Annotated in this window: 20 protein-coding genes; 13 read left to right on the top strand and 7 right to left on the bottom strand. The window is 66.6% G+C overall.

The genetic code is table 11. The features are described 5' to 3' along the window. Positions 1–79 precede the first annotated feature (79 nt). The gene (locus HGI30_RS20780; RefSeq protein WP_168909251.1) at positions 80–955 is read left to right on the top strand and encodes a hypothetical protein; all 876 of its coding nucleotides are present in this window, start codon (positions 80–82) and stop codon (positions 953–955) included. 497 nt (positions 956–1,452) lie between these two features. On the opposite strand, the gene HGI30_RS23075 is transcribed toward HGI30_RS20780, so the two are convergent. Then, on the bottom strand, positions 1,453–2,205 hold the full coding sequence (locus HGI30_RS23075) for an NUDIX hydrolase (RefSeq protein ID WP_206109969.1): 753 nt from the start codon (positions 2,203–2,205) through the stop codon (positions 1,453–1,455). A 262-nt stretch (positions 2,206–2,467) separates the two neighbouring features. On the opposite strand from HGI30_RS23075, the gene HGI30_RS20770 reads away from it, so the two are divergent. Together HGI30_RS20770 and HGI30_RS20765 are read left to right on the top strand one after the other, a co-directional pair. Then, positions 2,468–4,273, top strand: coding sequence for an ATP-binding protein (locus HGI30_RS20770; RefSeq protein ID WP_168909250.1), 1,806 nt, complete (start codon positions 2,468–2,470; stop codon positions 4,271–4,273). A gap of 48 nt (positions 4,274–4,321) precedes the next feature. Beyond that, positions 4,322–5,389 carry an FUSC family protein gene (locus HGI30_RS20765; RefSeq protein WP_168909249.1) on the top strand — a complete coding sequence of 356 codons (1,068 nt, stop codon included), beginning with the start codon at positions 4,322–4,324 and terminating at the stop codon, positions 5,387–5,389. Positions 5,390–5,583: 194 nt separating this feature from the next. Here the strand turns inward: HGI30_RS20765 and HGI30_RS20760 are convergent, their stop codons facing one another. From HGI30_RS20760 to HGI30_RS20740, 5 genes are all read right to left on the bottom strand, one after another. Continuing rightward, positions 5,584–5,889, bottom strand: a complete 306-nt coding sequence (locus HGI30_RS20760; protein ID WP_206109967.1) for a transposase — start codon at positions 5,887–5,889, stop codon at positions 5,584–5,586. Between the two features lie 26 nt (positions 5,890–5,915). After that, on the bottom strand, positions 5,916–6,059 hold the full coding sequence (locus HGI30_RS20755) for a hypothetical protein (protein ID WP_168909248.1): 144 nt from the start codon (positions 6,057–6,059) through the stop codon (positions 5,916–5,918). Between the two features lie 100 nt (positions 6,060–6,159). Beyond that, positions 6,160–6,759, bottom strand: a complete 600-nt coding sequence (locus HGI30_RS20750; protein WP_168909247.1) for a TVP38/TMEM64 family protein — start codon at positions 6,757–6,759, stop codon at positions 6,160–6,162. A gap of 15 nt (positions 6,760–6,774) precedes the next feature. After that, positions 6,775–7,989, bottom strand: coding sequence for an MFS transporter (locus HGI30_RS20745; protein ID WP_168909246.1), 1,215 nt, complete (start codon positions 7,987–7,989; stop codon positions 6,775–6,777). Next, positions 7,986–9,158 carry an MGDG synthase family glycosyltransferase gene (locus tag HGI30_RS20740; protein ID WP_168909245.1) on the bottom strand — a complete coding sequence of 391 codons (1,173 nt, stop codon included), beginning with the start codon at positions 9,156–9,158 and terminating at the stop codon, positions 7,986–7,988. Before HGI30_RS20740 ends, HGI30_RS20745 begins: the two co-directional genes overlap by 4 nt. A 576-nt stretch (positions 9,159–9,734) precedes the next feature. Here HGI30_RS20740 and HGI30_RS20735 point away from each other — a divergent pair. From HGI30_RS20735 to HGI30_RS20700, 8 genes are all read left to right on the top strand, one after another. Then, a complete protein-coding gene (locus tag HGI30_RS20735; protein WP_168909244.1) occupies positions 9,735–10,709 on the top strand; it encodes an aldo/keto reductase in 975 nt (324 codons plus the stop codon). A 1,586-nt stretch (positions 10,710–12,295) separates the two neighbouring features. Then, positions 12,296–13,276: a class II fructose-bisphosphatase gene (gene glpX / locus HGI30_RS20730; RefSeq protein ID WP_168909243.1), complete on the top strand. Its 981-nt coding sequence runs from the start codon at positions 12,296–12,298 to the stop codon at positions 13,274–13,276. A gap of 244 nt (positions 13,277–13,520) precedes the next feature. After that, a complete protein-coding gene (locus tag HGI30_RS20725; protein WP_235680224.1) occupies positions 13,521–14,723 on the top strand; it encodes a type I glyceraldehyde-3-phosphate dehydrogenase in 1,203 nt (400 codons plus the stop codon). Positions 14,724–14,904: 181 nt separating this feature from the next. Continuing rightward, positions 14,905–15,123 (top strand): GapA-binding peptide SR1P, encoded by a 219-nt coding sequence (locus tag HGI30_RS20720; RefSeq protein ID WP_168909242.1) that lies wholly within the window; start codon positions 14,905–14,907, stop codon positions 15,121–15,123. Beyond that, complete coding sequence (gene ppdK / locus HGI30_RS20715; RefSeq protein WP_168909241.1) at positions 15,120–17,804, top strand: pyruvate, phosphate dikinase; 2,685 nt, start codon at positions 15,120–15,122, stop codon at positions 17,802–17,804. Before HGI30_RS20720 ends, ppdK begins: the two co-directional genes overlap by 4 nt. Positions 17,805–17,840: 36 nt before the next feature. Then, positions 17,841–18,515, top strand: a complete 675-nt coding sequence (locus HGI30_RS20710; RefSeq protein WP_168909240.1) for a helix-turn-helix transcriptional regulator — start codon at positions 17,841–17,843, stop codon at positions 18,513–18,515. 19 nt (positions 18,516–18,534) lie between these two features. Then, complete coding sequence (locus HGI30_RS20705; protein WP_168909239.1) at positions 18,535–19,362, top strand: pyruvate, water dikinase regulatory protein; 828 nt, start codon at positions 18,535–18,537, stop codon at positions 19,360–19,362. A gap of 245 nt (positions 19,363–19,607) precedes the next feature. Then, complete coding sequence (locus HGI30_RS20700) at positions 19,608–20,402, top strand: hypothetical protein (protein ID WP_168909238.1); 795 nt, start codon at positions 19,608–19,610, stop codon at positions 20,400–20,402. Positions 20,403–20,468: 66 nt separating this feature from the next. On the opposite strand, the gene ilvA is transcribed toward HGI30_RS20700, so the two are convergent. Continuing rightward, entirely contained in the window at positions 20,469–21,779 is a 1,311-nt protein-coding gene (gene ilvA, locus HGI30_RS20695; protein ID WP_168909237.1) for a threonine ammonia-lyase IlvA, read from the bottom strand. A gap of 132 nt (positions 21,780–21,911) precedes the next feature. Between ilvA and HGI30_RS20690 the strand changes: the two genes are divergently transcribed. Together HGI30_RS20690 and HGI30_RS20685 are read left to right on the top strand one after the other, a co-directional pair. Then, entirely contained in the window at positions 21,912–22,460 is a 549-nt protein-coding gene (locus tag HGI30_RS20690) for a hypothetical protein (RefSeq protein ID WP_168909236.1), read from the top strand. Positions 22,461–22,893: 433 nt separating this feature from the next. Beyond that, positions 22,894–23,712: a hypothetical protein gene (locus HGI30_RS20685; protein ID WP_168909235.1), complete on the top strand. Its 819-nt coding sequence runs from the start codon at positions 22,894–22,896 to the stop codon at positions 23,710–23,712. Positions 23,713–23,725: the final 13 nt, after the last annotated feature.

The following is a 23,725-nucleotide window of genomic DNA, read 5'->3' as shown; positions in this document are numbered from 1 at the left end:
GGCACATGCCCGCCTGCCCCCACATATCCTATGGAAAGACGCCAAGCAAGCCGCATGGGCTTTCCTAGGAGGATTTCCGATGATTATTCCGAACTTTCCCGACGACCTGCTGGAGGAGCACCGCCGCTGGCATCATGCCAACCATGTCGGCGACAACAGCAATCCTCCGGTCGGCTGGGGCGACCGGTTCCTGAGCTTTCACCGCCAGTACATCCGCAAGGTGCTGACCTGGTATCAATCTCAAGGCTACGACATGAATCTCGTGCAGCCATGGAGCGAGGTGCCTCAAGGCATCCGCATGAGCCGCTGCTATGATGTGAACGCGGAGATGCGGGTGCGCACGCAGCCGCAGTCTTTCGCCACGTCCGACGATCTGGGCCGCTACATCGAGCGTCTGCATGCCTGCATCCACGACGCCGGTTCCGACGTGCTGAACGAGCGGATCCTGCAGGATCTCGACATCGCGCCGCGCTCCACGTATTTCTACAACATCCACGGGATGATCGACAACTGGTATTCCAACTGGCAAAGAGCGCAGGGCGGAAGCCAGCCGCAGCCCCCGTTCGGCTCGCCTTTGCCCGGCGGCGCACCCGTCGGGTTTCCCGGCCTCGGGCCGTTCGGCGGCGGCATGCCGGGACTGTCGGGCTTCGGCGGGCCGCTGCCGGGCTGGGGAGCGGTCCCGCCCGGTCCGGGCCGGCGGCCGCTGCCAGCAGCGGGAGCGTCGCCGGCTCAGCTCGGCAGCGTGACGGCGGTGCCGGCCGCGGGCAAGCCCGGCAGCGCCGCTCGCCAGGCGGCCAAGGGCGGCGGCGCGCGCAAAGCCGCCCGCGGCGCCGCCCGGCGCGCGGCACGCGGCGCGGCGCGCCGGGCCGCGCCGAGCGGCAGCGCGCGCAAGCCATCGCGCGCGAAGCGCTCCGGCGCGGCGCCGAAGCCGGCGCGAGGCCGCCGCAGGCGCTAGCGGCGCTGGAGCGAGCCTGCGGCGCGCGCTGGCTGCGAGTGTGCGCCGCAAGCAGGCGCGTGCGGCCGCAAGCTGCGAGTGTGCGCCGCAGGCAGGCGCGTGTGGCCGCATGCAGACGCTGTTATCAGCCTAGCTGCGATGATGCGGCAGAAGCCAAACGGGACGAAGGCGAGCATCCACTCGGCCTTTGTCCCGTTTGGCTTCTTTATTGATCTTCCGCTGAGCAAATAAGGAAAGAAGCGTGCGGATGCCGGTTGGACGAGCGAAAATGGATCGGCCGAATGGCGAGTCCGCGCGTGAACCAAGGCATAAATCTGCCTTGGATCGGCCGAATGGCGAGTCTGCGTGAGAACCAAGGCGTAAATCTGCCTTGGTTCGGCCGAATCACCGAGTCTGCGCATGAACCAAGGCATAAATCTGCCTTGGATCGGCCGAATCGCGAGTCCGCGCGTGAACCAAGGCATGAATCTGCCTTGGATCGGCCGAATCGCGATCGCCTAGGCTCCGCCGCTTGCCTCCGCGAGCTTGAGCAGCCGCCGGAACAGCCCGGCGTAATAGCCATTTGGGCGCGGTACAAACTGCTCCGCCCGCACGATAAGGCGAGCCTGCGCCAGCGAATTGCCCGCGCCGCCGCCTTCTGCGCCGCCGGCCCGGCCCGCACCGCCGCCTTCTGCGCCGCCGGCCCGGCCCGCGCCGCTGCCTTCTGCGCTGCCGGCACGGCCCGCGCCGCCGGCCAGCTCGGCGCCTTCCGCCTCAAGCTCGTCCAGCTCGCCGTCGAACAGCCGGATCATATCCGGCAGCGGAGCCTCGTAGATGCCCAGCACCTCCTCCGGCTGCAGCCGCAGCGACAGCAGCGGCCGCTCGAAGCGGAGGGCGTATTCCTCGCTCTGCTCATGGTCGATGAACGCCTCGCCGCGAGCCGTTCCGACAGACCTTTCCTCGTTCATGCCGAGAAGCGTCAGCTCCTCGAAAGCCGCCGCGATGCCGAGCTCCTCCTCCAGCTCGCGCACGGCATCCCGGACGGTCTCGCCCGCCGCCAGATGGCCCGCCGCCGAGATGTCCAGGTAGCCGGGATACGTATCCTTGCCCTGCTGGCGCTTCTGGAACAGCACCTTCGGCACGCCCTCGCCGACGCGGTAGAGCCAGCAGTGGAAGCTGCGATGCCTCAGGCCGAGCCGGTGGACGTCCCGCCTCAGCGCTGTGCCGGCGTGCTCCCAGCTCTCGTCATAGATATCGAATCGCTCTTCCATGGTCGATCCGCTCCCTTCCATGGCCCCATTGTAAGCGAGCCGGGCTCCTCTTTCCAAGGGCTTCCGCTGCACCCGGCGCTCCGCCCTTGCCTGCTCCCGTCCTGCGGAGCGTGAAAAGGATTTTCTTTTCTGCCGTCGAATTGGGTGGAAGGCCGCGGCCGGAACGGCTCTCAACTCTCTTTGCCGGGGAGGCGACGCTCGTCCTCGGCTGCGAAAAAGAGCTCCGGCAGAAAGAGAGATGAGTAGGGGAGAGCCCGTTTCCATGAAACCATTCCTGACGATCGACCACCTGCTGTATCTGCTGCTGGCTTTCATCATCATGTCGTTCTCCTCCTACACGATGCTGAGCATGGCAGGCGGCATCCAGCGCGCCAGGCCCGGCCGCCTGTTCTGGCTAGCCGGCGCTGCGGCCGTGTTCTCGCTCGGCGCCTGGTCCATGCACTTCGTCGGCATGCTTGCGTACGACTATGTCATCAGCGTCGGCGCGATGACGATCCTGCCGCTGTTCATGACCGGCGGAGCGGCGCTGTTCGCCTTGTCCTTCCTGCTGCGGAGCGGCCATCCGCCTTCGATCCTGCGCCAGCTGACCGCGGCGTCCATCCTGGCCGCGAGCTTGCTGCTGCTGCATCTCATGTGCTTGCTGGCCCATCACGCCGGACATTTCCGGTTCGATCCCATCTACATCGCTGCCGGCGCGCTGAGCTTTCTCGGCGCCACCGTCGCCGCCTTCCATCTTCATGCCAAATACGGAGGAAAGTTCCGTCCGCTATGCAGCCTGCTTCTGGCATCGGGAGCCCTGTCCCTGCACGTGCTGGCCCTAGCGGGCACGATCGTCTCCAAAAGGATGTCGCCGCCGGACTATCGGCTGGGCGACTACGTCCTGCTCATGGGCCTGCTGCTGGCGCTGGCCGTCATCGTCATTTTCGCCTTCAGCATCATCGCCTGGGTGGCCGACCGCCGCTACGGCCTCATCAACGAGCGCTACCGGCTCATCGTCGAGAATTCGATCGATGCGATCGCCGTCATCAGCGGGTACGACTGGGAATTCATCAATCGCTCCGGCCAGCGCATGTTTGAGATCGAGAACGAATCCGAAATGGTCGGCCGCTCCATCTACCAGTTCCTGTATTCCGGCCATCACGAGCGCATGAGCGCCTATCTGCGGCCGGTGCTGCGCCGGCACGGCAAGGAGAAGAAGCGGGGAGAAAGTCCTCCGATCGAGCTTGACTGGGTGACGGCGAAGGGACGCCTCATCAACACGGAGGTGATCCTGTCGGAGTCGACCTTCGCCGGCAAGCCGATCGTTGTCGTCATCATCCGCGACATCTCGGAGCGCAAGAAGAACGAGGAGCTGCTCATCAACTCCGAGAAGCTGTATGTCGCGGGCCAGCTCGCGGCCGGCATCGCCCACGAGATCCGCAACCCGCTCACCTCGCTCAAAGGCTTCCTGCAGCTGATGGCGAGCGGACGCTCTACTTCTTCCCATTATTTCGACATCATGAAGTCGGAGCTGAGCCGGATCGAGATGATCGTCAGCGAGCTGCTCATGCTCTCCAAGCCCCAGGTGTACGAGATGGACTTCGCCGACGTCCGCGTCATGATGCTCGATACGGCGCTGCTGCTGGAATCGCAGGCGGCGCTGTACGGCATCGAGATCAAGGCGGACTACGGCCAGGAGCCGCTCTGGATCTACGGCGTCGATTCGCAGATCAAGCAAGTGTTTATTAACGTGCTGAAGAACGCGATCGAGGTCATGCAGGACGGGGGAGAGATCGAGATCCGGCTGCGAGCGGAGGACGACGAGGCCGTCATCTCCGTCACGGACGGGGGGCCGGGCATCGACGAAGAGCAGCTTTCCAAGATGGGACAGCCGTTCTACACGACCAAAGACAAGGGCACTGGACTCGGTCTTATGGTATCCTATAAAATTGTGGACAATCATAAAGGACGGATCCGCGTCTCCAGCGAGCTCGGCATCGGGACGACGTTCGAGATCCGGCTGCCTTGCCGCAGCCACAGCGTGCGCAGCGCGTTCCGGGAGCCCGAATCGGGCGCCTCGGCCGGCTGAGGCGGATCGTCCCTCACCCTTGCGCGAACCCAAAGGAGGACCCGCACCATGACGATAGGCGCCCGCGTCCTCAAGACGGGCATGGCCGTGGCGCTGGCCATTTATTTGAGCGGCCTGTTCGGCTTCGTCAATCCGATTCTATCGGCCGTATCGGCCATCTTCACCCTGCAGCCGTCGATCTTCCGCTCGTGGCAGCAGATCAGCGACCAGTTCCAGACGAACCTGCTCGGCGCGGCGATCGCGCTCGGCGCGGTGCAGCTCATCGGCAACTCGCCGATCACCGTCGGCATCGTCTGCATCGCGGTCATCCTCATCAGCATCAAGCTCAAGATGGAGTCGACCGTCGGCCTGACGCTCGTCACCGTCGTCGCCGTGATGGAGGCCAACTCCACCGGCTGGATGTTCGCCGTGGAGCGTTTCCTGCAGGTGCTGACAGGCATGGGAGCGGCATTCGCCGTCAACGTGCTCATCTTCCCTCCGAGTCCGCGCCGTCAGTTCCATGACCTCGTGCACCAGAGCCATGCCCAGCTGTCGCTGCTGCTGCGCACGTCCATCTCCGACGAGATGAGGGAGCAGGTGTACAACGCGGAGAAGGACAAGCTCCAGGGCACGATCGGCCGCCTGGAGGAGCGCTTCAAGGTGCTCGAGGACGAACGCAGCCTCCGCGCTTCGAGCCGGGCGGAGCGGGCCCGGCAGCTGCTGCTCGCGAGGCAGCTCATCCGTGTCGTGAACAAGGGCGCCGACCTGCTCGAGGTCGTCGAGGAGCATTATTTCTCCGCGCCCGGCGCCGAAGCCTGGGCGGGACGGATGGACTCGCAGATCGAGGAGCTGACCAAGTACCACGAGTTCCTGCTGCTCAAGCTCGACAACAAGGTCAAGCCCGGCTCGTTCAGCCAGTCGGAAGCGATCACCGGATCGAGCCTGGCCCGCCAGCTGACGGACTACCTGCGGGACAATCCCGAGGAGCATCGCCGGCTCGTCTTCGTCGCCTCGGCGCTTTTCGAGTACGGCTACCATCTGCGGCGCCTCGAGAAGCTGATCGAGCAGGTGCAGACCCGCGAGCCCGGGAGCGCCTCCAGCCGCTGGCAAATCTTCCCGCTGCGCGGCAAGGACTAAGCCCTGCTCAGCCGCGGCTGGCCCAGCCCTGTCCAAGGCGCGCAACCGCCGCCGCGAGCGGACCAAGAGCCTTTCGCACAGCCGAGAAAGGGCATGATCTTCACGGGTCCGGCCAACCGCAAAAAGCGCCTTCCGTGCAGCACGGAAGGCGCTTTTTGCAGTTGGCCGAAGTCGGCTCTGAGCGGGCTTCGAGCCTACTCGTCGCCGCGATGCTCTTTATGCTTGTGGCGGCGCGGATGCTGGAGATGGTTCTCCGGATCGTTGGCGCTGTCATGCGGAATCTCGCGCGGATCGGTATGGCCGGCGTGATGGTTGCTGAATTCAAGCTCGGTCAGCTTCCATTCTGTCGAGCCCCACATCGGATCGGCCGGAAAAACGTCTCCGCGCTGCAGCTTCTCCTCGCGTCCCCACTGGTTCGTGTAGACGCCGTCGACCTCGACATGCTCGCCCGAGACCGGTTCCATCTCGTTATGGACGGGATTGTCCTCGTTCCTGCTCATCAAGCTCTCCTCCTGTTCCGGGCCGGCTAGATGCCGTGCTTCTTGACTGCCGCCGCGTCGGCATCGGACTGACGCTCGCTCGCCTGGGCTTTGCCGCGCCCGGTGCGGTCGGCTTCCGACTGCGCCTTGCGAGCGGACAACTGCTTGGCGGATGGCTGTTCGCCTGACATGGCCATTCTCCTCTCGGCATTGGACTGCCTTAACAGTGTGCCGCGCGGGAGGTTGTCCTATGAGCGGGCGGAGCAGGCAACATTCGGCAGCGCCGGACCGCTACTTGGCGAGGTAGCGCGTCTCGAGCTTCTTGCCGCCCAGCCACAGCGCCACGACGACGACGGCCGCCAGCGCGATGCGCCAGGGAGCGAGCTCGCCGATGTTGAAGCTGAGCAGCGAGATGACCATAATCATGACGGCTTTGCCGAGCAGCACGGCAAGCAGGAACGTGCGCAGCGGCAGCGAGCTCAGGCCGGAGGCGATGTTTACCAGGACCGACGGGGAAAAAGGGAAGCAGCTGAGCAGGAACACCGGCGTGAACCCGCGGCGCTCCAGCCAGTCGAAAAACTTGCCGGCGCGGGGAAAGCGCCGCTCCAGCCACATGCCAAGCCCGGACCCGAACGTGCGGGCCAAGAAAAAGACGCAGATGGAGCCGGCGCTGACGCCGATCCACGAATAGAGGAAGCCGAGGCCGAGGCCGTAGATGTTGGCGTTGGCCGCGATGAAGACGAACAGCGGCAGGAAAGGCAGGAACGCCTCCGCGAAAGGCAGCAGCATGCCGGGCAGCGGCCCGTAATGGGAAAGCTGCTGCAAGGTGTGCTCCAGCTGCTGCAAATTCATGCTTTTGAGTTGGCCGAGCCACTTTTGGATGTGGTTCATGGAAAAGCTCACAACCTATTCCGATAATTTAGAGCGGCCATCGGCAGCTTCCGAAAGCGGCAGGAAGCCGTAGCACAGCCCGATGAGTCCAAACAGCAGGGCGCTGAGCCAGACGACGAACGGCTCGCCGCGCCAGGTGGCCGCCAGGCCGCCGGCGACGGGGCCGATCATGCCGCCGACGCCCTCCACTGTGCTCAGCATACCCCAGCCGAGCCCCTTCTGGCTAGGCGGAACATAAGCGGCGAGCAGCGCGTTCCAGGCGGGCAGCACGGCGGCGTAGGACAGGCCGAGCAAGGCGGCCAGGCCGACGCAGAGCACGAAGCTGCGCGTGAAGGAGAGCGCGTACAGCGAGGCCGCGACGGCGAAGAAGCCGGCGACGAGAAACCAGCGCCGATGGCGGCTCAGCCGGTCGGACAGCCGGCCCATCGGCATCAGCATGCCGATCGTCAGCACGCCTCCGGCCGTGAGCAGCAGGGAGTACTGGGCGCCGCTCAGCGCCAGGCGGTCCGTCGCGAACGTCGGCAGGACGGTGACGAGCATGCCGGCGACGGCGGTCTGCAGCACCATGCCGGGCAGCAGCAGCCGCATCGCCCGCAGCCGCTCCCTCAGCACAGGCAGCTGCCGGCGCAGCGGCACATGCTGCGCGGAATCGGTCGTGGCCCGCCCGCCCAGCAGCAGCGAGAGCGCGGTCGCGGCGGCCACCGAGCCGAGCAGCAGCAGATAGGCGGCGCGGTCGCTGTAGTCGAGCACGATGTTGCAGACGATCGGACCGGCGCCGAGGCCGCCGAGCCAGATCGCGTAGAGCGTGCCCATTTGCGAGGCTCGCTTCTCCTCCCTGACCCGGGTGAGGCAGACGATCCAGATCGGAGAGATGCCGACGCCGTACAGCGCGGACGCCGCGATGAACAGCGACGGCGCGTGCGCCAGCGGCAGCAGCAGGATGCCGGCCAGAGAGACGAGCATGCCGACGAAGACGACGGTCCGGATCGACAGGCGGTCCAGTCCGTACCCGATGCCGAGCTTGAGCGCCGTGTCGGTCAAGTAATGGGCCGTAATCGCCGCGCCGACCGTGCCGAGCGTCAGGCCGAGCGTATTCGTGCCGTACAGGGGCAGGAAGCTGACCAGCGCCGCCCCGCGCGCGAATTCGACGAGCAGCAGGACGACGGCGAGCAGCGGGAGCTGGGATCGGCTCCTGGCACCGGAGCGCAGCAGCGATGGAATTGCCTTCATCCGGGGTTCCTCCTTGAACGACAGCTTGGCCGAATCGGCCATTCCTTCCCAGTATACCCCTCCAGCTGCCGCAGCAAATCGCCGGCGATCCGCTCGGCCCCGTCCGGACGGCCGAGCGCTTCCGCCCGGCGCGCGCTTTCCTTTAGACGTACCGGATCGGCCAACAGTTTCAGCACCGCTTCGGCGAGGGCGTCCGGCGTGCGGGCGACGGCGGCTGCGCCCATCCGCTCCGCATAGGCCGCATTGCGGCGCTCCTGGCCCGGCACGGGACGAAAAAGGACGAGCGGCACGCCGGCGGCCAGCCCTTCGGCGATCGTCAGGCCGCCCGGCTTCGTCACGAGGCAGGCCGCGTGCCGCATCAGCTCCGGCAGCTCTTCGACATAGCCGAGCACATGCAGGCGGCCGGCCCCGGGATGGCCGGCGAAGCGGCGGCGGGCCTTGCGGGCGAACGCTGCGTTGCGGCCGCAGATCAGCGCGAGCTGAAGCCGCGGCCGCGCCTCGAGCAGCCGGGCGCAGGCGGGCAGCAGGCCGCCGAGGACGCCAGCTCCGCCGCCTATGAGCAGCACGAGCGGCAGCTCGGGATCGAAGCCGCGGCGAGACAGCTCGCTGCGGTCGAGGCCGCGCAGCCGGGCATCGAACCCGGGCCTCACCGGGATGCCGGCGACGCAGACGCGCTCCTCGGGTACGCCGGCGGCGAGAAGCTCGGCGCGCATTTCCTCCGTCGGGGCGTAGTAGCGGTCGATGCCGGGATGGACCCAGCGGCGATGCAGGTCATAGTCGGTGACGATCGCGGCTGTCAGCGCGGGGCGATCCGGCGATCCGGCGGGCGGGCCGGGAAAGAGCGGGAACGTATGCAGCAGGATGTCGGGACGCTCCTCGCGCAGCAGCTGGACCAGGCGCCTACGGCCTGGGGAGTGGAGGCACCGGGCGAGCGGCGACCGGGATGCGGCGAGTCGCGTCGCTTCGTACAGCCATCCGTACAGACGGGGAAAGAAGCGGTAGCTGCTGCGGTAAAAGCGGCGGGAGAGAGCATCCAGGAGCGGATGGGCTTCGCCCATCAGGTCCACCATCTGTATTCGGCGGCAGCCTTGCGCGGCGAGCTGGTCGCGGATCGTTTTGGCGGCCTGCAGGTGGCCGTCGCCGTAGGAGGCGTACAGCAGCAGCGCCATCGGCTCCCGGAGAAGAAGAGACGCGGGAGCGGGGGGCGGATGGGGAGGACCCGCGTCCGCGCGATGCTCGGCGAAAGGCCGAGCGGGAGGCGAAGCGGCTGTCGGGACGGCAGAGGCCGCGAGCGGGGGCAGGGCGGCGGCAGTGGGAGCGTGAGCCGGGTATGGATGCGGAGCGTGAGCCGGAGACGCGGCGGATTCCGCAGAAGTGGCCGAAGCGGGAGCGGGGTATGGATGCGGAGCATGAGCCGGAGATGCGGCCGATTCCGCAGACGCGGCAAGCGCGGTGGAAGCGGCGGACGAAGCGGGGGCTCGCAGGAGCCGGAAGCGCATCGCCATTTCGTTCAGGCCTCCTTTCCAGATGGGCGGAGTCGTACGGCAATAGGACGGCTGCCGGCAGGCAAAGGTGCATCAAAGACGGCGGGACGGACGGCAGGCGTCGCTGCGCGCCTCTTCAGCCTAGACGGGCCGTGTTATCGCAGCATCATCGCCATTCAGCGATTTTGTTTCCGCAGGCTCCGCTCCGGTATACTGGAAGAGTCATCATTTCTTGCGAATGGGAAGGAGAGCGACGAACAGATGGAGTACACCAAGCTTGGCCGTTCGGGGCTGCGGGTCAGCCGTCTCTGCCTGGGCACGATGAATTTCGGCGTCGGTACGGAGGAAAAGGAAGCGTTCGCCATCATGGATGCCGCGCTGGATGCCGGCATCAACTTCTTCGATACGGCGAACATCTACGGCTGGGGAGAAAATTCCGGCCGCACGGAAGAGATCATGGGCCGCTGGTTCGCGCAGGGAGGCGGCCGCCGCGAGCGCGTCGTGCTCGCCACCAAGGCTTACGGCGACATGCATGATGCGCATGACGGGCCCAACCGCGAGGCGGGCCTGTCGTCGTACAAGCTCCGCCGCCATCTGGAAGGCTCGCTGCGCCGGCTGCAGACCGACCACATCGAGCTGTACCAGATGCATCACGTGGATCGCAGCGTCAGCTGGGAGGAGCTGTGGCCGGCCTTCGGCGACATGCAGGCGCAGGGCAAGATCGGGTACGTCGGCTCCAGCAACTTCGCGGGCTGGGATCTGGCGGTCGCCCAAGGCGAGGCCAAGGCGCGCGGCGTGCTCGGCCTCGTCTCCGAGCAGCATAAGTACAACCTGCTGACCCGGCTGCCCGAGCTGGAGGTGCTGCCGTCCGCTCAGGCGCATGGCATCGGCGTCATTCCGTGGAGCCCGCTCGACGGCGGCCTGCTGTCCGGCAACATCCGCCGCGGCGATGCGGGCCAGCGCAGCGGCGACAAGCGCTGGGAGAAGCATCGCGAGCAGCTCGAGGCTTACGGCCGCCTGTGCGACGAGCTCGGAGAGACCGAGGACCTCGTGTCGCTGGCCTGGCTGCTCCACCAGCCGGCCGTCACCGCCCCGATCATCGGCGTGCGCACGCTGGAGCAGTTCGAGCGCTCGCTGCGCGCCGTCGAGATCAAGCTCGACGAGAGCGTTTTGAAGCGCATCGATGACATTTTCCCGGGTCCGGGAGGACAAGCTCCGAACGCCTACGCCTGGTAAGCGGCTTGGGGCTGCGGCACCCCCCGGCGTGGAGAAGCGCGCAGCGGCCAGGCAGCCGCAGTCGATGGAGGATGAAGCCCTGAAGGGCGGGGGCGACTAGGCGGTAGCAAGCAGGCGGCCGCGAGGTTCGAGCCGGCAACGGCACGCAGGCGGCCGCGAAGTTCGAGCCGGCAACGGCAGCAGGCGGCCGCGAGGTTCGAGCCGGCGACAGCACGCAGGCGGCCACGAGGTTCGAGCCGGCGACGGCAAGCAGGCGGCCACGAGGTTCGAGCCGGCGACAGCACGCGTAATTTTCAAGAGAGCAGTTAGGCTCCGATCCGACGTCGGGCATGCCTCATGCGCCGGCTGCATGGTTGTTGCGGGCGGAGCCGACAGACCATCCTCTTTCTTTCCCGGACATGTCGCTACAAAAGACCGAGCAGCCGGAAGCATGTCTTCCGGCTGCTCGGTCTTTTTCTATGCGCCGGTGCCGAATTGATAGCCCGGGCCCGCGAGAGAGCTAGCGTAAACGAGCTGATTTGTTGCAAACGCCCCCGGCCGATCGTCGCATCGAATGAAGGGGGTTTCGACTCGTTGAGAGCGTCTCCAGCCGATCGTCACAGCGAACGAAGGTGGTCTCGCCCCCTTGAGAGCGTCCCCGGCCGATCGTTGCAGCGAATGAAGGAGGTCTCGACCCGTTGAGAGCGTCTCCAGCCGATCGTCGCATCGAACGAAGGAGGTTTCGACCCGTTGATAGCCTCCCCGGTCGATCGTCGCATCGAACGAAGGAGGTTTCGACCCGTTGAGAGCGTCTCCAGCCGCCGGTTGCAGCGAATGAAGGAGGTCTCGACCCGTTGAGAGCGTCCCCGGCCGATCGTTGCAGCGAATGAAGGAGGTCTCGACCCGTTGAGAGCGTCCCCGGTCGATGGTCGCATCGAATGAAGGAGGTCTCGACCCGTTGAGAGCGCCCCCGGCCGATCATCACAGCGAATGAAGGAGGTTTCGACCCGTTTAGAGCGTCCCCGGCCACTGGTTGCAGCGAATGAAGGAGGTCTCGACCCGTTGAGAGCGCCCCCGGCCGATCGTTGCATCGAATGAAGGAGGTTTCGACTCCGTCAATAAATCCCCGTCTATCTATCTTAGCTTGTGACTGTTTACGCAAGAGAGCGACATGAGAGCCAATAGCTCGCTGCACGCGAAGAAACCGCACACGTAGCGGGCTTCCCTAGAGCCAACAGCTCGCTGCACGCGAAGAAACCGAACGGTGCGAGCGATGTCATCGCCAACCGTTGGTTATACGAATTCTAACGCAGCCAGCCTCGCCGGAGCCAACCGGCTCCCTGCACGCGGAATACCCGCGCGCAGCTGACCGGGGCAGCCCGGGCCGATCATGCCCCTAATGGTTTGCCTCTCTAACCATACGCCTCTCTAATCATATGCCTCTCTAATCATATGCCTCTCTAATCATATGCCTCTCTAACCATACGCCTCATAAACTTTCCTTCCGCCTATTGTGACTCATATATAATATGTGTTACATTATATCCGGAAGCTCCCTCCTGGCGGAGCAAGCTTCACTCTCGGCAAGCAGGCGAAAGGATGAGGGCATGGAACGCGAATTGGCGCTCGAAGTCGTGCGGGTGACCGAGATGGCTGCCCTGGCCAGCGCCCCGTGGATCGGACGAGGCGACAAGATAAGGGCGGACGGCGCGGCGACGGAAGCGATGCGGAGGATGTTCGGCTCCATCGCCATCCGGGGGCGCGTCGTCATCGGGGAAGGGGAGATGGACGAGGCGCCGATGCTCTACATCGGCGAGGAGCTCGGCACCGGCAGCGGTCCGGAAGCGGATGTGGCCGTCGACCCGCTCGAGGGCACGGAGCTCGCCGCGCGCGGCCTGAACAACGCGCTGTCGGTGCTCGCGCTCGCGCCGCGCGGCCAGCTGCTGCATGCCCCCGACATGTACATGCAGAAGCTCGCCGTCGGACCCGCGCTCGCAGGGAGGCTGCGCCTGCAGGACCCGCCGGCGGCCACCCTGCGCAAGGCGGCGCTTGAGCTCGGCAAGCCGCTCTCCGAGCTGACGGTGGCCCTGCTCGAGCGGGAACGGCACGCGCCGCTGCTGGCCGAGCTGCGGTCGCTCGGGGTCCGGGCGCGGCTGCTGACCGACGGCGACGTGGCCGGCGCGATGGCGCCGTGCTTTCCCGAGACGGGCGTCGATCTGTACATGGGCTCCGGCGGAGCTCCGGAGGGCGTGCTGGCCGCAGCGGCCATCAAGTGCCTCGGCGGAGAATTCCAGGGCCGGCTGCTGCCGGGCGGCCAAGAGCAGCTGCGGCGATGCGCCGCGATGGGCATCGCCGATCCGTCCCGCGTGCTGCGCACGGACGACCTCGTCGGCACGGGCGACGTCATTTTCGCCGCGACCGGCGTGACGCAAGGCGATTTCCTGGACGGGGTGCGCGATCTGCCGGGACGGCTCGCCTCGACGCACTCGGTCGTCATGCGGGCCGCGACGCGCACGGTGCGCTTCATCCAGACGCGCCACGACCTGTCGCTGAAAGCCGTGATGGCGGGCGGCCAGGCGTTCGGATAAGCGCCATGCGAACAACCGCGGTCAGGCCGGGCAAGCCGCCTGACGAAGCAGCATCCGTTGCGGCCGCGGACCTTCCCACCGTCCCGACCGTCCCGCGCTTCCAGTCGGACGGATAACGTTCCCTCGCAGTCCGCCGAATCAATAGCGCTTGGCTTCGAGCGGAAGATCAGCGGAATGACGGCTTTTCCATGCCCTATAAGGCGTCATATATAAAAATATAACTCACAATAAAGGAGCTGCCTCAATGCGAATCGCCATCAGCGGCACGGGAAGAATCGGCCGCCTCTGCATCCGCCGGCTGCTGGACCTGCCGGAGGGCTCGAACCTGGAGCTCGTCGCCATCAACACGACCTGCACTCCCGACATGCTCGTCCATCTGCTGGAATACGACACCGTGCACGGCCGCTGGCCGGGACGGGTGAGGACGGACGGCGAGACGCTGCTGCGGCTGGAAGCCGCCGATCGGCACGGACCGAACCGAGTCGACCATGCTTTTGAATCGGCTCCGTCTCGGCCGGCTCCGTCACGGATCGAGCATGATTCCGAACGGACTCCGACCCCGCCATCCCGCCAAATCGAGCTCCTATCCGAACGGGACACCGTCCCGCCATCCCGCCGAATCGAGCTCGTATCCGAACGGGACCCGTCCCGGCTGCCGTGGAAGCGGCTCGGCATCGATCTCGTCATCGACGCGACCGGATCATTCACCGATCGGGCCGGCATGGAGAAGCATATCGCGGCCGGAGCGGGACGCGTCCTGCTCACCTCTCCGGGCGAAGCCGACCTGACCGCCGTCATGGGCGTCAACGATGACTGGTACAATTCGTCGGCGCATCGCTTCGTCTCCGCCGCCTCCTGCACGACCAACTGCCTCGCTCCCGTGCTGAAGGCGGTGCATGAAGCTTTCGGCGTGAAAGGGGGATGGGCGACATCGATCCATGCCTTCACCAGCGACCAGAACCATCTGGACAATCCGCATCGCGACTGGCGCCGGGCCCGCGCCTGCGGCTCCTCCATCGTTCCTGCCGCTACGGGCATGTCCAAAGCGCTGCGCGAGGTGCTGCCGGAGCTGGCTCCCGTCATGCGCGGCTCGGCGGTGCGCGTGCCCGTCGCCGACGTGTCGCTGCTGCAGCTGCAGCTCGAGCTGGCCGAGGCCGCTTCCGCGGATGAGCTGCGCGAGGCGCTGCGGCAGGCGGCTGCCGGGCCGCTGGCGCCTTATGTCGGCTATGCCGAGCTGCCGCTCGTCTCCGCCGACTACATCGGCTGCGACAAGTCGGCGGTCGTCGACGGGCCTAGCGTGCTGGCTCGCGGCTCATCCGTGCAGCTGAGCGCCTGGTACGACAACGAATGGGGCTACGCCTGCCGGGTCATCGACCTGGCGGCACGGATGGCGGAGCGATCCCCGGCAGCATCAGGCCGGACCGGCGCGGAGGCCGTCCGAGTCTAGCAGCAGCCTTTTCCCAAGAGGGCAGCGGAATAGCCAAGCCTGCAGCAATGCGGCTGGAATCAAGGCGAATCCGTTCGCCTCGGCCGCGAGCGCTCGCCTGCCCCTCGCCGCCTCAGCCGTCCGATCCGCCATCAACGCCGTCCGCCCGCTCACGACAACACCTCAAAGGAGATGGACTCTTATGAAGACCGGACAATCCGCTGCCGCAGGCAGCCTGCACTACGGCCTCGTCCTATGCCCGAGCTGCAACGAAATCATCGATACGCTGCCGACGAACCGGGTCAAAATCTTCCATAGCTTGTGCGACTCGCCGGCGTGCCGGGAGGCCGCGGCCCGATCGGCCGGACTCGGCTTCGCGCCGCCGGCGAGCGGCGCCGCAGGAGAGGGGGAGCGCCCATGACCGCCAAACGCGTCTATGCGTTCGAGGAAGGCCGCGCGGACATGAAGGAGCTGCTCGGCGGCAAGGGAGCGGGACTCGCGGCCATGACCGCCGCCGGCGTGCCGGTGCCGCCGGGCTTCACGGTCACGACGGAAGCGTGCCGGGACTACGCCCTTTCGGGCGGCATGCTGGAGGAGCCGCTGTGGGCGGAGATCCGGGAGGCGCTCGCAGTGCTGGAGGAGCGCGGCGGCCAGCGGCTGGGCGACCGTGCCGACCCGCTGCTCGTTTCCGTTCGCTCCGGAGCGGTCGTGTCGATGCCGGGCATGATGGACACGATCCTCAACCTCGGGCTCAACGACGAGACGGCGGAGGGGCTCGCCGCGATCACCGGCGACGAGCGCTTCGCCTACGACTGCTACCGCCGCCTCATCGCCATGTTCGGCCAAGTCGTGCTCGGCGTCGAGGGCTGGCGCTTCGAGCGGCTGCTGGAGGCGCGCAAGGAAGCGGCCGGAGCAGAAACGGACCAGCAGCTCTCGGCGGACGATTGGCGCGAGCTCGCCCTGGCCTACCAGCAGCTCGTGCTCCGGCACGCCGGGCGTCCGTTTCCGCAGGATGTGCTGGAACAGCTGAGGCTCGCCGTCGAGGCGGTGTTCCGCTCGTGGGACAATCCGCGCGCCCGCGTCTACCGCAGCGTGAACCGCATCGACGGCGCGAGCGGAACGGCCGTGACGGTGCAGCGGATGGTGTTCGGCAACAAAGGCGCGGACTGCGGCACCGGCGTCGTCTTCACCCGCGATCCGTCGACGGGGGAGCCCGGCCTGTACGGCGAGTTCCTGCTGAACGCGCAGGGCGAGGACGTCGTCGCCGGCGTCCGCACGCCGCAGCCGATCGCTTCGCTCGCCGAAGCGCTGCCGCACGCGCATGCCGAGCTGGACCGCTGGGGCCGCACGCTGGAGGAACGGTACGGCGACATGCAGGACATCGAGTTCACGATCGAGCGAGGGCGGCTGTTCCTGCTGCAGACCCGGACGGGCAAAAGAGGCGCCCAAGCCGCGCTCCGCATCGCCGTCGACCTCGTCCGCGAAGGAAGGATCGCCCGCGAGGAGGCGGTGCGCCGGGTGGAGCTGGCGCATCTGGAGCAGCTGCTCCATCGCGGCATCGACGAATCGGCTGCGGCGGAGACGCTGGCCAAGGGCTTGCCGGCTTCGCCGGGAGCGGCGATCGGCCGGGCGGTGTTCGACGCCGATACGGCAGAGCGCTGGAGCCGGGACGGCCAGCCGGTCATTCTCGTGCGTCCCGAGACGACGCCGGATGACATCCACGGCGTGCTCGCCGCCGAAGGCATCCTGACGAGCCGCGGCGGGATGACGAGCCATGCGGCCGTCGTGGCGCGCGGCATGGGCAAGCCGGCCGTCTGCGGCTGCGAGGCGCTGGAGGTCGACGCCGAGGCGAAGCGGCTCGCCGTGCGCGGCAGCGGAGCCGAGGCGATCGCCGAAGGCGACTGGCTGACGATCGACGGCGGCACGGGCCGCGTCATCGCGGGCCGCATGCCGCTGCGCGAGCCGGCGGTGACGGAGGAGCTGCTGCAGGTGCTGCGCTGGGCCGACGAGCTGCGCCTGCTGGAGGTGCATGCCAACGCCGACACGCCGGAGGATGCGCGCGCCGCGCGCCGGCTTGGCGCGCAGGGCATCGGGCTGTGCCGGACGGAGCATATGTTTTTCGCGCCGGAGCGGCTGGTCGTCATGCAGCGCATGATCGCCGCCGAGACCGACGAGGCGCGGGAAGCGGCGCTGGCGGAGCTGCGCCCGATGCAGCAGGCCGACTTCGAAGGGCTGCTGGAGGCGATGGACGGCCTGCCGGTGACGATCCGGCTGCTCGACCCTCCGCTGCATGAGTTCCTGCCGGGCCGCGAGGAGCTGCAGCGCAAGCTCGAGGCTGCGGCCGGCGCGGAGCGCGCCGAGCTGGAGGCGCTGCTGCGCCGCTCGGATGCGCTGCGCGAGGCCAACCCGATGCTCGGCCAGCGCGGCTGCCGGCTCGGCATCATGCATCCGGAGATTTACCGGATGCAGGCGGAGGCGCTGTGCCTGGCGGCCGCGGCCTGCGCGGAGCGCGGCGTCGACGTGCGGGCGGAGATCATGATCCCGCTCGTCGGCGAGGCGGCGGAGCTCGGCCTGCTGCGGGCCGAGGTCGAGGCCGTGGCGGAGCGGCTGCTGCCGGAGGCGCTGCGGCGCGAGCGGCCGATCCGCGTCGGCACGATGATCGAGGTGCCGCGCGCGGCGCTGACGGCCCGGCGGATCGCGGAGCATGCGGACTTCTTTTCCTTCGGCACGAACGACCTGACGCAGATGACCTACGGCTGCAGCCGCGACGACGCCGAGGGCAAGTTCCTCGCGCGCTACGTCGAGCGCAAGCTGCTGCCGTTCAATCCGTTCCAGGTGCTCGACGAGGAAGGCGTCGGCCAGCTCATCCGCATCGCCACGGAGGCGGGGCGGGCGGCTCGACCGGGCCTGAAGGCCGGCATCTGCGGCGAGCACGGCGGCGAGCGCGACTCGATCTTCTTCTGCCACGAGATCGGCCTCGACTACGTCAGCTGCTCGCCGTACCGCATCCCGATGGCGCGCATCGCGGCCGCCCAGGCCGCTCTCGCCCGGCCGCGCCGGGACGCGGCTCCGTCCGCCCTGGCGGACGCGTTGCCGGTGTGAAATCGTCCTGCCATCGGTTACAATAGGTGGTAGGACATGAAGCGAGCGGAGGGAACGGCGATCAAACTATCGACGAGGCAAAAGAAAATCGTAGAGACGGTCCGCCGCCGCGCGCCGATCACGGGCGAGCAGATCGCGGAGCGGCTCGGAGTGACCCGTCCGGCGATCCGCTCGGACCTCGGGCTGCTCGTCATGCTCGGCTATCTCGACGCCAAGCCCAAGGTCGGCTACTTCCTCGGCAGCCGCGACGAGTCGGAGTCGGAGCGGACCGCCGACTCGACGGTCGCCGCCGCTCTGCTGCCTTTGGGCGAGGTGATGAGCGTGCCGGTCGTGCAGCGCGAGACGGCGACGGTGAGCGATGCGGTCGTGACGCTTTTTCTGGAGAATGTCGGGAGCCTCACCGTCGTCGACGAGGCCGGCCGGCTGGCGGGCATCGTCTCTCGCAAGGATCTGCTCAAGGTCGCGCTCGGCAACCCGCAAGCGGCCGCGATGCCGCTCGGCCTCGTCATGACGCGGCTGTCCAATCTGGCGACGGTGACGCCGGAGCAGACGGTGCGCGAGGCGATGGCGGTCATGATCGCCCGCGAGATCGACGGCCTGCCGGTCGTGCGGCCGCTCGGGGACGGGCCGGACGCGGGGCTGGAGGTCGTCGGGCGCATCACCAAGACGACCGTCACCCGGCTGTTTTACGAGGCGTCGGCGGAAAGCTAGCGAGGAGGCGGGGGAAAGGTTGAGCGAAGGGTTGAACGAAGACAGGAAACGCATCGTCGTCTGCTCCGATTCGGCGGGAGAGACGGCCGAGACGGTCGTGCGCGCGACGCTGCGCCAGTTCGAGGCGGAGTCGGCCCAGGTGGAGCGCTGGGCGAACGTCAAGTCCGAGGAAGAGGTGCGCGAGCTGATGGAGCATGCCGCCTCGATCGGCAGCTTCGTCGTGTATACGCTGGTGCTGCCGGAGCTGCGGGAGATGATCCGCCAGGAGTCCGCGCGGCTCGGCGTCTGCGCCGTCGACGTGATGGGGCCGGTCATGGAGGGCTTCATCCGGACGTTCAATTCCGCGCCCAAGCAGGAGGCGGGACGGCCGCACCGGATGGACCAGGAGTATTTCACCCGCGTGGAGGCCGTCGAGTTCACGGTCAAGTCGGACGACGGCCAGCATGTGGTCGGCTGGAAGGACGCGGACCTGATCCTGCTCGGCGTCTCCCGCACGTCCAAGACGCCGCTCGGCGTCTACCTCGCGCACAAGGGCTACAAGGTCGCGAACTACCCGCTCGTGCCGGAGGTCAAGCCGCCGGAGGAGCTGTTCCGCATGCCGGGCTCCCGCTTCGTCGGCCTGACGATGCAGCCGGAGAAGCTCATCTCGATCCGCCTGGAGCGGCTCAAGAGCATGGGGCTGCCGGCCGGCGTCAGCTACGCCCGCCTGGAGCGGGTGGCGGAGGAGCTGGAGTACGCGCAGGCGCTGTTCCGGCGGCTCGGCTGCATCGTCGTCGACGTGACCGACCGCGCGATCGAGGAGACCGCCGGCGTCATCCTGGATGCCCGCAAGCATCTGCTGGGCTAGCCGCTGGGTGAAGCAGGCGAAGAATAGAAAGCAAGGTCTATAAACTCAAAGGCGAGCCTCTTTCACATCGAAAGGGGCTTTTTGCTCGTGTCTTTTTGAGGTTAGGACTGGCTTGCTTACCTCTCTCTTATTTTACATAAATTGATTAAATAAATATAAAATGGTAGTCTGTAAAGAGATTTCTATCGTTTGGCACAAGCAGGCCATGGCGCGAATCTTGCGAAAAGGCAGAGGAGGAGAAAAGCATGAAACGTCCGGCAAAGCTGCTGCTGGCGGGCAGCCTGCTCCTTGTTGCTGCGGTGAGCGCATCGTGGTTTTTATCCGCCGACAATAACGGCGACAGGAATTCTGCCTATGCACAAACTCCGATCTTGGACGAGTTCATTTCCGGGAAGACCTTTAAAAGGAGCTTCGCCATTCCGGAGCACCTGGGCTGGGTAACGGTGCAGGTGGAGAACGAGGCATCCGATTCGATTGCGGTCCGCATTACAGAGGGCTCCTCAACCGGAAAGGAAAAAATGCGGTTCACCTTGAAGCCGGGCGAGCAAAAACCCGTGCTCGGGACGAGTCCGTGGTCAGCCGGAAACCATACGATCGCCCTCTCCTCCAGCAAAGGATATGAGATGTCCGGCCGCGTATCGGTCAAGCTGGAAGATTCCCCGGCTGCGGTCGGCTTGCCGGCTAAGCCAAGCGTTTCCGCAGGCACCCGGCTTCCCGACGAGGATGCGGCATGGTCCGGAAGGAGCAGCGGCAGCAAGATCACCTCTGTTTCTTTCGAGGTACTGGAGAATCACGGCTTCGTCGCCTTGGATTTCCTCAATGAGGGAAAAGGAGCGACGACGGTCTCCGTCTCCCGTTCTTCGTCCGGCGAGGTTTCCTTTACGGAACGCGTCGAGCCGGGACAGCCCTTCGCCTGGAGCAGCGGCAGCGGCTATCCCGAAGGCATGCCTTCCGGCACGTATACCGTCAGCTTTCGCTCCTCGACCGCTGAGGTGGAGATGAGCTACTCGGGACGCGCGTCGCAGAGCGGCAATTCCTGAACCATCCCTATTCAAAAAAGACGGCTCCGCCTGGCGCGGAAGCCGTCTTTTCCCATCTCCAATCATTCAAATCAATAGATCGAACAGCACCGGGTCCTTGTTCAGCTCGACGAACTGGTAGCCCTTGCCCTTCATCCGCTCGATGAGCGGACCGTAGTCCTCGCGGCGCTTGAGCTCGATGCCGACGAGCGCGGGGCCGTTCTCCTTGTTGTGCGTCTTCGTATACTCGAAGCGCGAGATGTCGTCGTCGGGTCCCAGCACCTCGTCGAGGAACTCGCGCAGCGCCCCGGCGCGCTGCGGGAAGTTCACGGTGAAGTAATGCTTGAGCCCCTCGTAGATGAGCGAGCGCTCCTTCATCTCCTGCATGCGGTCGACGTCGTTGTTGCCGCCGCTGATGATGCAGACGACGGTCTTGCCCGCGAGCTCGTCGCGGTACAGGTCGAGCGCGGCGACCGGCAGCGCGCCGGCCGGCTCGGCGACGATGGCGTTCTCGTTGTAGAGGCTGAGCAGCGTCGTGCACGCCTTGCCCTCGGGCACGAGCGCGACGTCGTCGAGCAGGTCGCGGCAGATCGCGAACGTCAGGTCGCCGATCCGCTTGACGGCCGCGCCGTCGACGAACTTGTCGATCGAGTCGAGCGGCGTCACTTGCCCGGCGCGCAGCGACAGCTCCAGCGACGGCGCGCCCTTGGGCTCGACGCCGATGATGCGGGTGCGCGGCGACACCGCCTTGATGTACGAGGCGACGCCCGCCGCGAGGCCGCCGCCGCCGACGGTGACGAATACGTAGTCCGGAATCGTGTCGGTCGCGTCCATGATTTCCTTGCCGACGGTGCCGTTGCCCGCGATGATCGCGGGATCGTCGAACGGATGGATGAACGCCGCGCCGGAGCGCTCGCACTCGCGGGCCGCCTCGGCGTAGGCGTCGTCATACGTGTCGCCGGTCAGCACGATGTCCACCTGGTCGCCGCCGAAAAACTCCACCTGCGTCACTTTCTGGCGCGGCGTCGTGCTCGGCATGAAAATCTTTCCGCGGATGCCGAGCGTCTGACAGGAGTAGGCGACGCCCTGGGCATGGTTGCCCGCGCTGGCGCAGACGACGCCCTTGGCGAGCTCCTCGGGCGGGAGCGTGCGGATGCGGTGGTAGGCGCCGCGGATCTTGAAGGAGCGGACGACCTGCAGATCCTCCCGCTTGAGCAGCACGTTGCAGCCGTAGCGGGCGGACAGCACGCGGTTCGGCTGGAGCGGCGTGCGGGTAATGACCTCGTTGAGCGTCATCTGCGCATGCATGATGTCCTCCAGGGCGATCCGGACCGCGGGCGGATCGTTTTTGCCGGCCGAGGCGGAACGTGGTGGGGGCTGCGGAGTGCTGGGGTTCATTCGCGCTTCTCTTCCTTTCCGGTAGATGAGATGATTGTCTTGTTATACCGCTGGGGCCTGCCTTTGTCAATGGCGGCGGGCTTTAGAGGAAGAGGCGCAGGGAAGGCAGAGACGACAGGAGGAGATATGCCTATGGGCAAAGTGGCAAAAGGATTCATCGGCCTGCTCGTCGCGCTGCTTGTGCTGGCCGCAGCCGGCGCGGCCGCGGCCGTCTGGTACATCCGGCCGCAGCAGGAGCTGACGCTGGCGCATGAGCCGATCGACCTCGCGGCCAAAGGGCTGGAGATGGTCCAGGCCGGCAAGGCCGAGCTGTTCCTAAGCGGCGAGGACATCAACAATCTGGCGCGGGCGCGGCTCGCCGAGCAGCCGCAGGTGACGCCGGAATTCCGCGTCGAGGGAGCGCGGCTGACGCTGCAAGGCCAGCGGCTGACGGCCGACATCGCCGGGCGCTACCGCGACCTGCTGGATGCGGGCGTGCAGGCGGAATACCGGCTGGAGTGGCGCGATCCCGACCTCATCGCGACGCCGATATCCGCCAAGCTGCGCGGCATCAGCCTGCCGTCCGGGACGCTGGAGCCGATCGTCATCCCGGTCGGCTCGCAGCTGCCGTCCATGGTTGGCATCCGCTCGGTGGAGTTCCGGGACGGCGGCGCGGCCGTCGCGCTCCAGCTGCGGCTGTAGGCAGCCGGGGGGATGCCGGTAATGCCGGAGTGTGGCGGGTGAAGTCCGGATCGTCCACGGCGCAGGAGGGCAACCGGCGTTCGAGGCGGCAGGGGATGAGGGCGCGGCCAGCTTGACGCGGCGCAAGCCGGAGCGGCAAGCTGCTCCAGGCCGCGTAAAGTCGCGCAAAGTCGCTCCTAATGAAGCTCCAGGATGCGCAAAGTCGCAAGCATGCTGCGGGGCCGCATGAAGATTCGTGCATCCGAGGGGGGCCGTAAGGCCCTTCTTTTTTTAATACCGTTGACAACCGGAGCTGGAATCCGTATCCTATATGATGAGATTGAGAATCATTATCATAAAAACGGGCGAGGCCGACCGCAGGTCGGAAACACGCCTTTATGGACGTGCCGCACGGCGCATAGATTGATACGGAAGCGAGAGGGTGGGATCAGCCATGTCGAGGGACCACGCGGCGGGGACGCAGGAGACGATGGAGCCGTTGTCCTGCTCGTCGGTGCTGGCGGGGGCGGGGACGCTGTACGCCGCCACGATGGGCAGCGGCATCTACCGCAAGCGCCAGGAGCGCGGCTGGGAACGGATCAGCACGCCGGAGATGGAAGGATCGACGGTCAACCGGCTTGTGCTGGGCGGGGAGAAGCTGCATGCGTGCACGAGCCGGGGCCTGTATGTCTTTGACGGGGAGGAGTGGGAGACGGAGGAGCTGGAGCTCCCGGTGTTCCAGTACCGCGCCGAAGGCGGATGCCTGTATGCGTGCACGACGCACGGCCTCTGGTGCTCCCATGGAGCGGATTGGGGGTCGGCGGCGTTCTCGGACCGCAAGGTCTACGATATCGTCAACGTGCCCCAGTACCTCATCCTCGGCTGCGAAAAAGGGCTGGCGCTGTACGACCGGTTCAGCTCGGCCTGGATGGAGTTCGAGCTTGGCGCGGGCGTCACGAGCGTCGCCGTATGCCACGGCCGGCTGATCGGCGTGAGCGAGCTGGGCGAGCTCGTCGTGGGTACGCCTCGCGAGGGCTTCGAGCGCTATCGGTACCCAGGCCTGTTCCTGTTCTCGATCGCGGTCCGCGGCGGACAGCCGCTGCTCTGCTCCGACCGCGGCCTTTATCGCGCCGCTTGGCTGGCAGGCCGGATCGCGCTCCGCCCGGTGGAGACGAACGGCCCGGTCACCGATGTGGATGCGAGCGGGGAACGGCTTTATCTAGCGACCTTATATGAAGGCATCCGTCAGCTCGACGGCATGCTGCCGGGCTGAGCGCCCGAGCGAG

The sequence above is a fragment of the Paenibacillus albicereus genome, assembly GCF_012676905.1.
In the GTDB taxonomy this organism is placed as follows: Bacteria; Bacillota; Bacilli; order Paenibacillales; family Paenibacillaceae; genus Paenibacillus_O; species Paenibacillus_O albicereus.
This window is presented reverse-complemented; position numbering and strand designations above follow the sequence as displayed.

Bases quoted from the DNA above. Each gene is read 5' to 3' on its own strand.
- HGI30_RS20760 (WP_206109967.1), bottom strand. From the start codon at position 5,889: ATGAGCAGGAACGAGGACAATCCCGTCCATAACGAGATGGAACCGGTC.
- HGI30_RS20690 (WP_168909236.1), top strand. From the start codon at position 21,912: ATGGGCAAAGTGGCAAAAGGATTCATCGGCCTGCTCGTCGCGCTGCTT.
- HGI30_RS20725 (WP_235680224.1), top strand. From the start codon at position 13,521: ATGCGAATCGCCATCAGCGGCACGGGAAGAATCGGCCGCCTCTGCATC.
- HGI30_RS20750 (WP_168909247.1), bottom strand. From the start codon at position 6,759: ATGAACCACATCCAAAAGTGGCTCGGCCAACTCAAAAGCATGAATTTG.
- HGI30_RS20700 (WP_168909238.1), top strand. From the start codon at position 19,608: ATGAAACGTCCGGCAAAGCTGCTGCTGGCGGGCAGCCTGCTCCTTGTT.
- HGI30_RS20755 (WP_168909248.1), bottom strand. From the start codon at position 6,059: ATGTCAGGCGAACAGCCATCCGCCAAGCAGTTGTCCGCTCGCAAGGCG.
- HGI30_RS20780 (WP_168909251.1), top strand. From the start codon at position 80: ATGATTATTCCGAACTTTCCCGACGACCTGCTGGAGGAGCACCGCCGC.
- HGI30_RS20685 (WP_168909235.1), top strand. From the start codon at position 22,894: ATGTCGAGGGACCACGCGGCGGGGACGCAGGAGACGATGGAGCCGTTG.
- HGI30_RS20740 (WP_168909245.1), bottom strand. From the start codon at position 9,158: ATGGCGCTGCTGCTGTACGCCTCCTACGGCGACGGCCACCTGCAGGCC.
- HGI30_RS20770 (WP_168909250.1), top strand. From the start codon at position 2,468: ATGAAACCATTCCTGACGATCGACCACCTGCTGTATCTGCTGCTGGCT.
- HGI30_RS20745 (WP_168909246.1), bottom strand. From the start codon at position 7,989: ATGAAGGCAATTCCATCGCTGCTGCGCTCCGGTGCCAGGAGCCGATCC.
- HGI30_RS20710 (WP_168909240.1), top strand. From the start codon at position 17,841: ATGAAGCGAGCGGAGGGAACGGCGATCAAACTATCGACGAGGCAAAAG.
- ilvA (WP_168909237.1), bottom strand. From the start codon at position 21,779: ATGAACCCCAGCACTCCGCAGCCCCCACCACGTTCCGCCTCGGCCGGC.
- HGI30_RS20720 (WP_168909242.1), top strand. From the start codon at position 14,905: ATGAAGACCGGACAATCCGCTGCCGCAGGCAGCCTGCACTACGGCCTC.
- HGI30_RS20735 (WP_168909244.1), top strand. From the start codon at position 9,735: ATGGAGTACACCAAGCTTGGCCGTTCGGGGCTGCGGGTCAGCCGTCTC.
- glpX (WP_168909243.1), top strand. From the start codon at position 12,296: ATGGAACGCGAATTGGCGCTCGAAGTCGTGCGGGTGACCGAGATGGCT.
- HGI30_RS23075 (WP_206109969.1), bottom strand. From the start codon at position 2,205: ATGGAAGAGCGATTCGATATCTATGACGAGAGCTGGGAGCACGCCGGC.
- HGI30_RS20765 (WP_168909249.1), top strand. From the start codon at position 4,322: ATGACGATAGGCGCCCGCGTCCTCAAGACGGGCATGGCCGTGGCGCTG.
- ppdK (WP_168909241.1), top strand. From the start codon at position 15,120: ATGACCGCCAAACGCGTCTATGCGTTCGAGGAAGGCCGCGCGGACATG.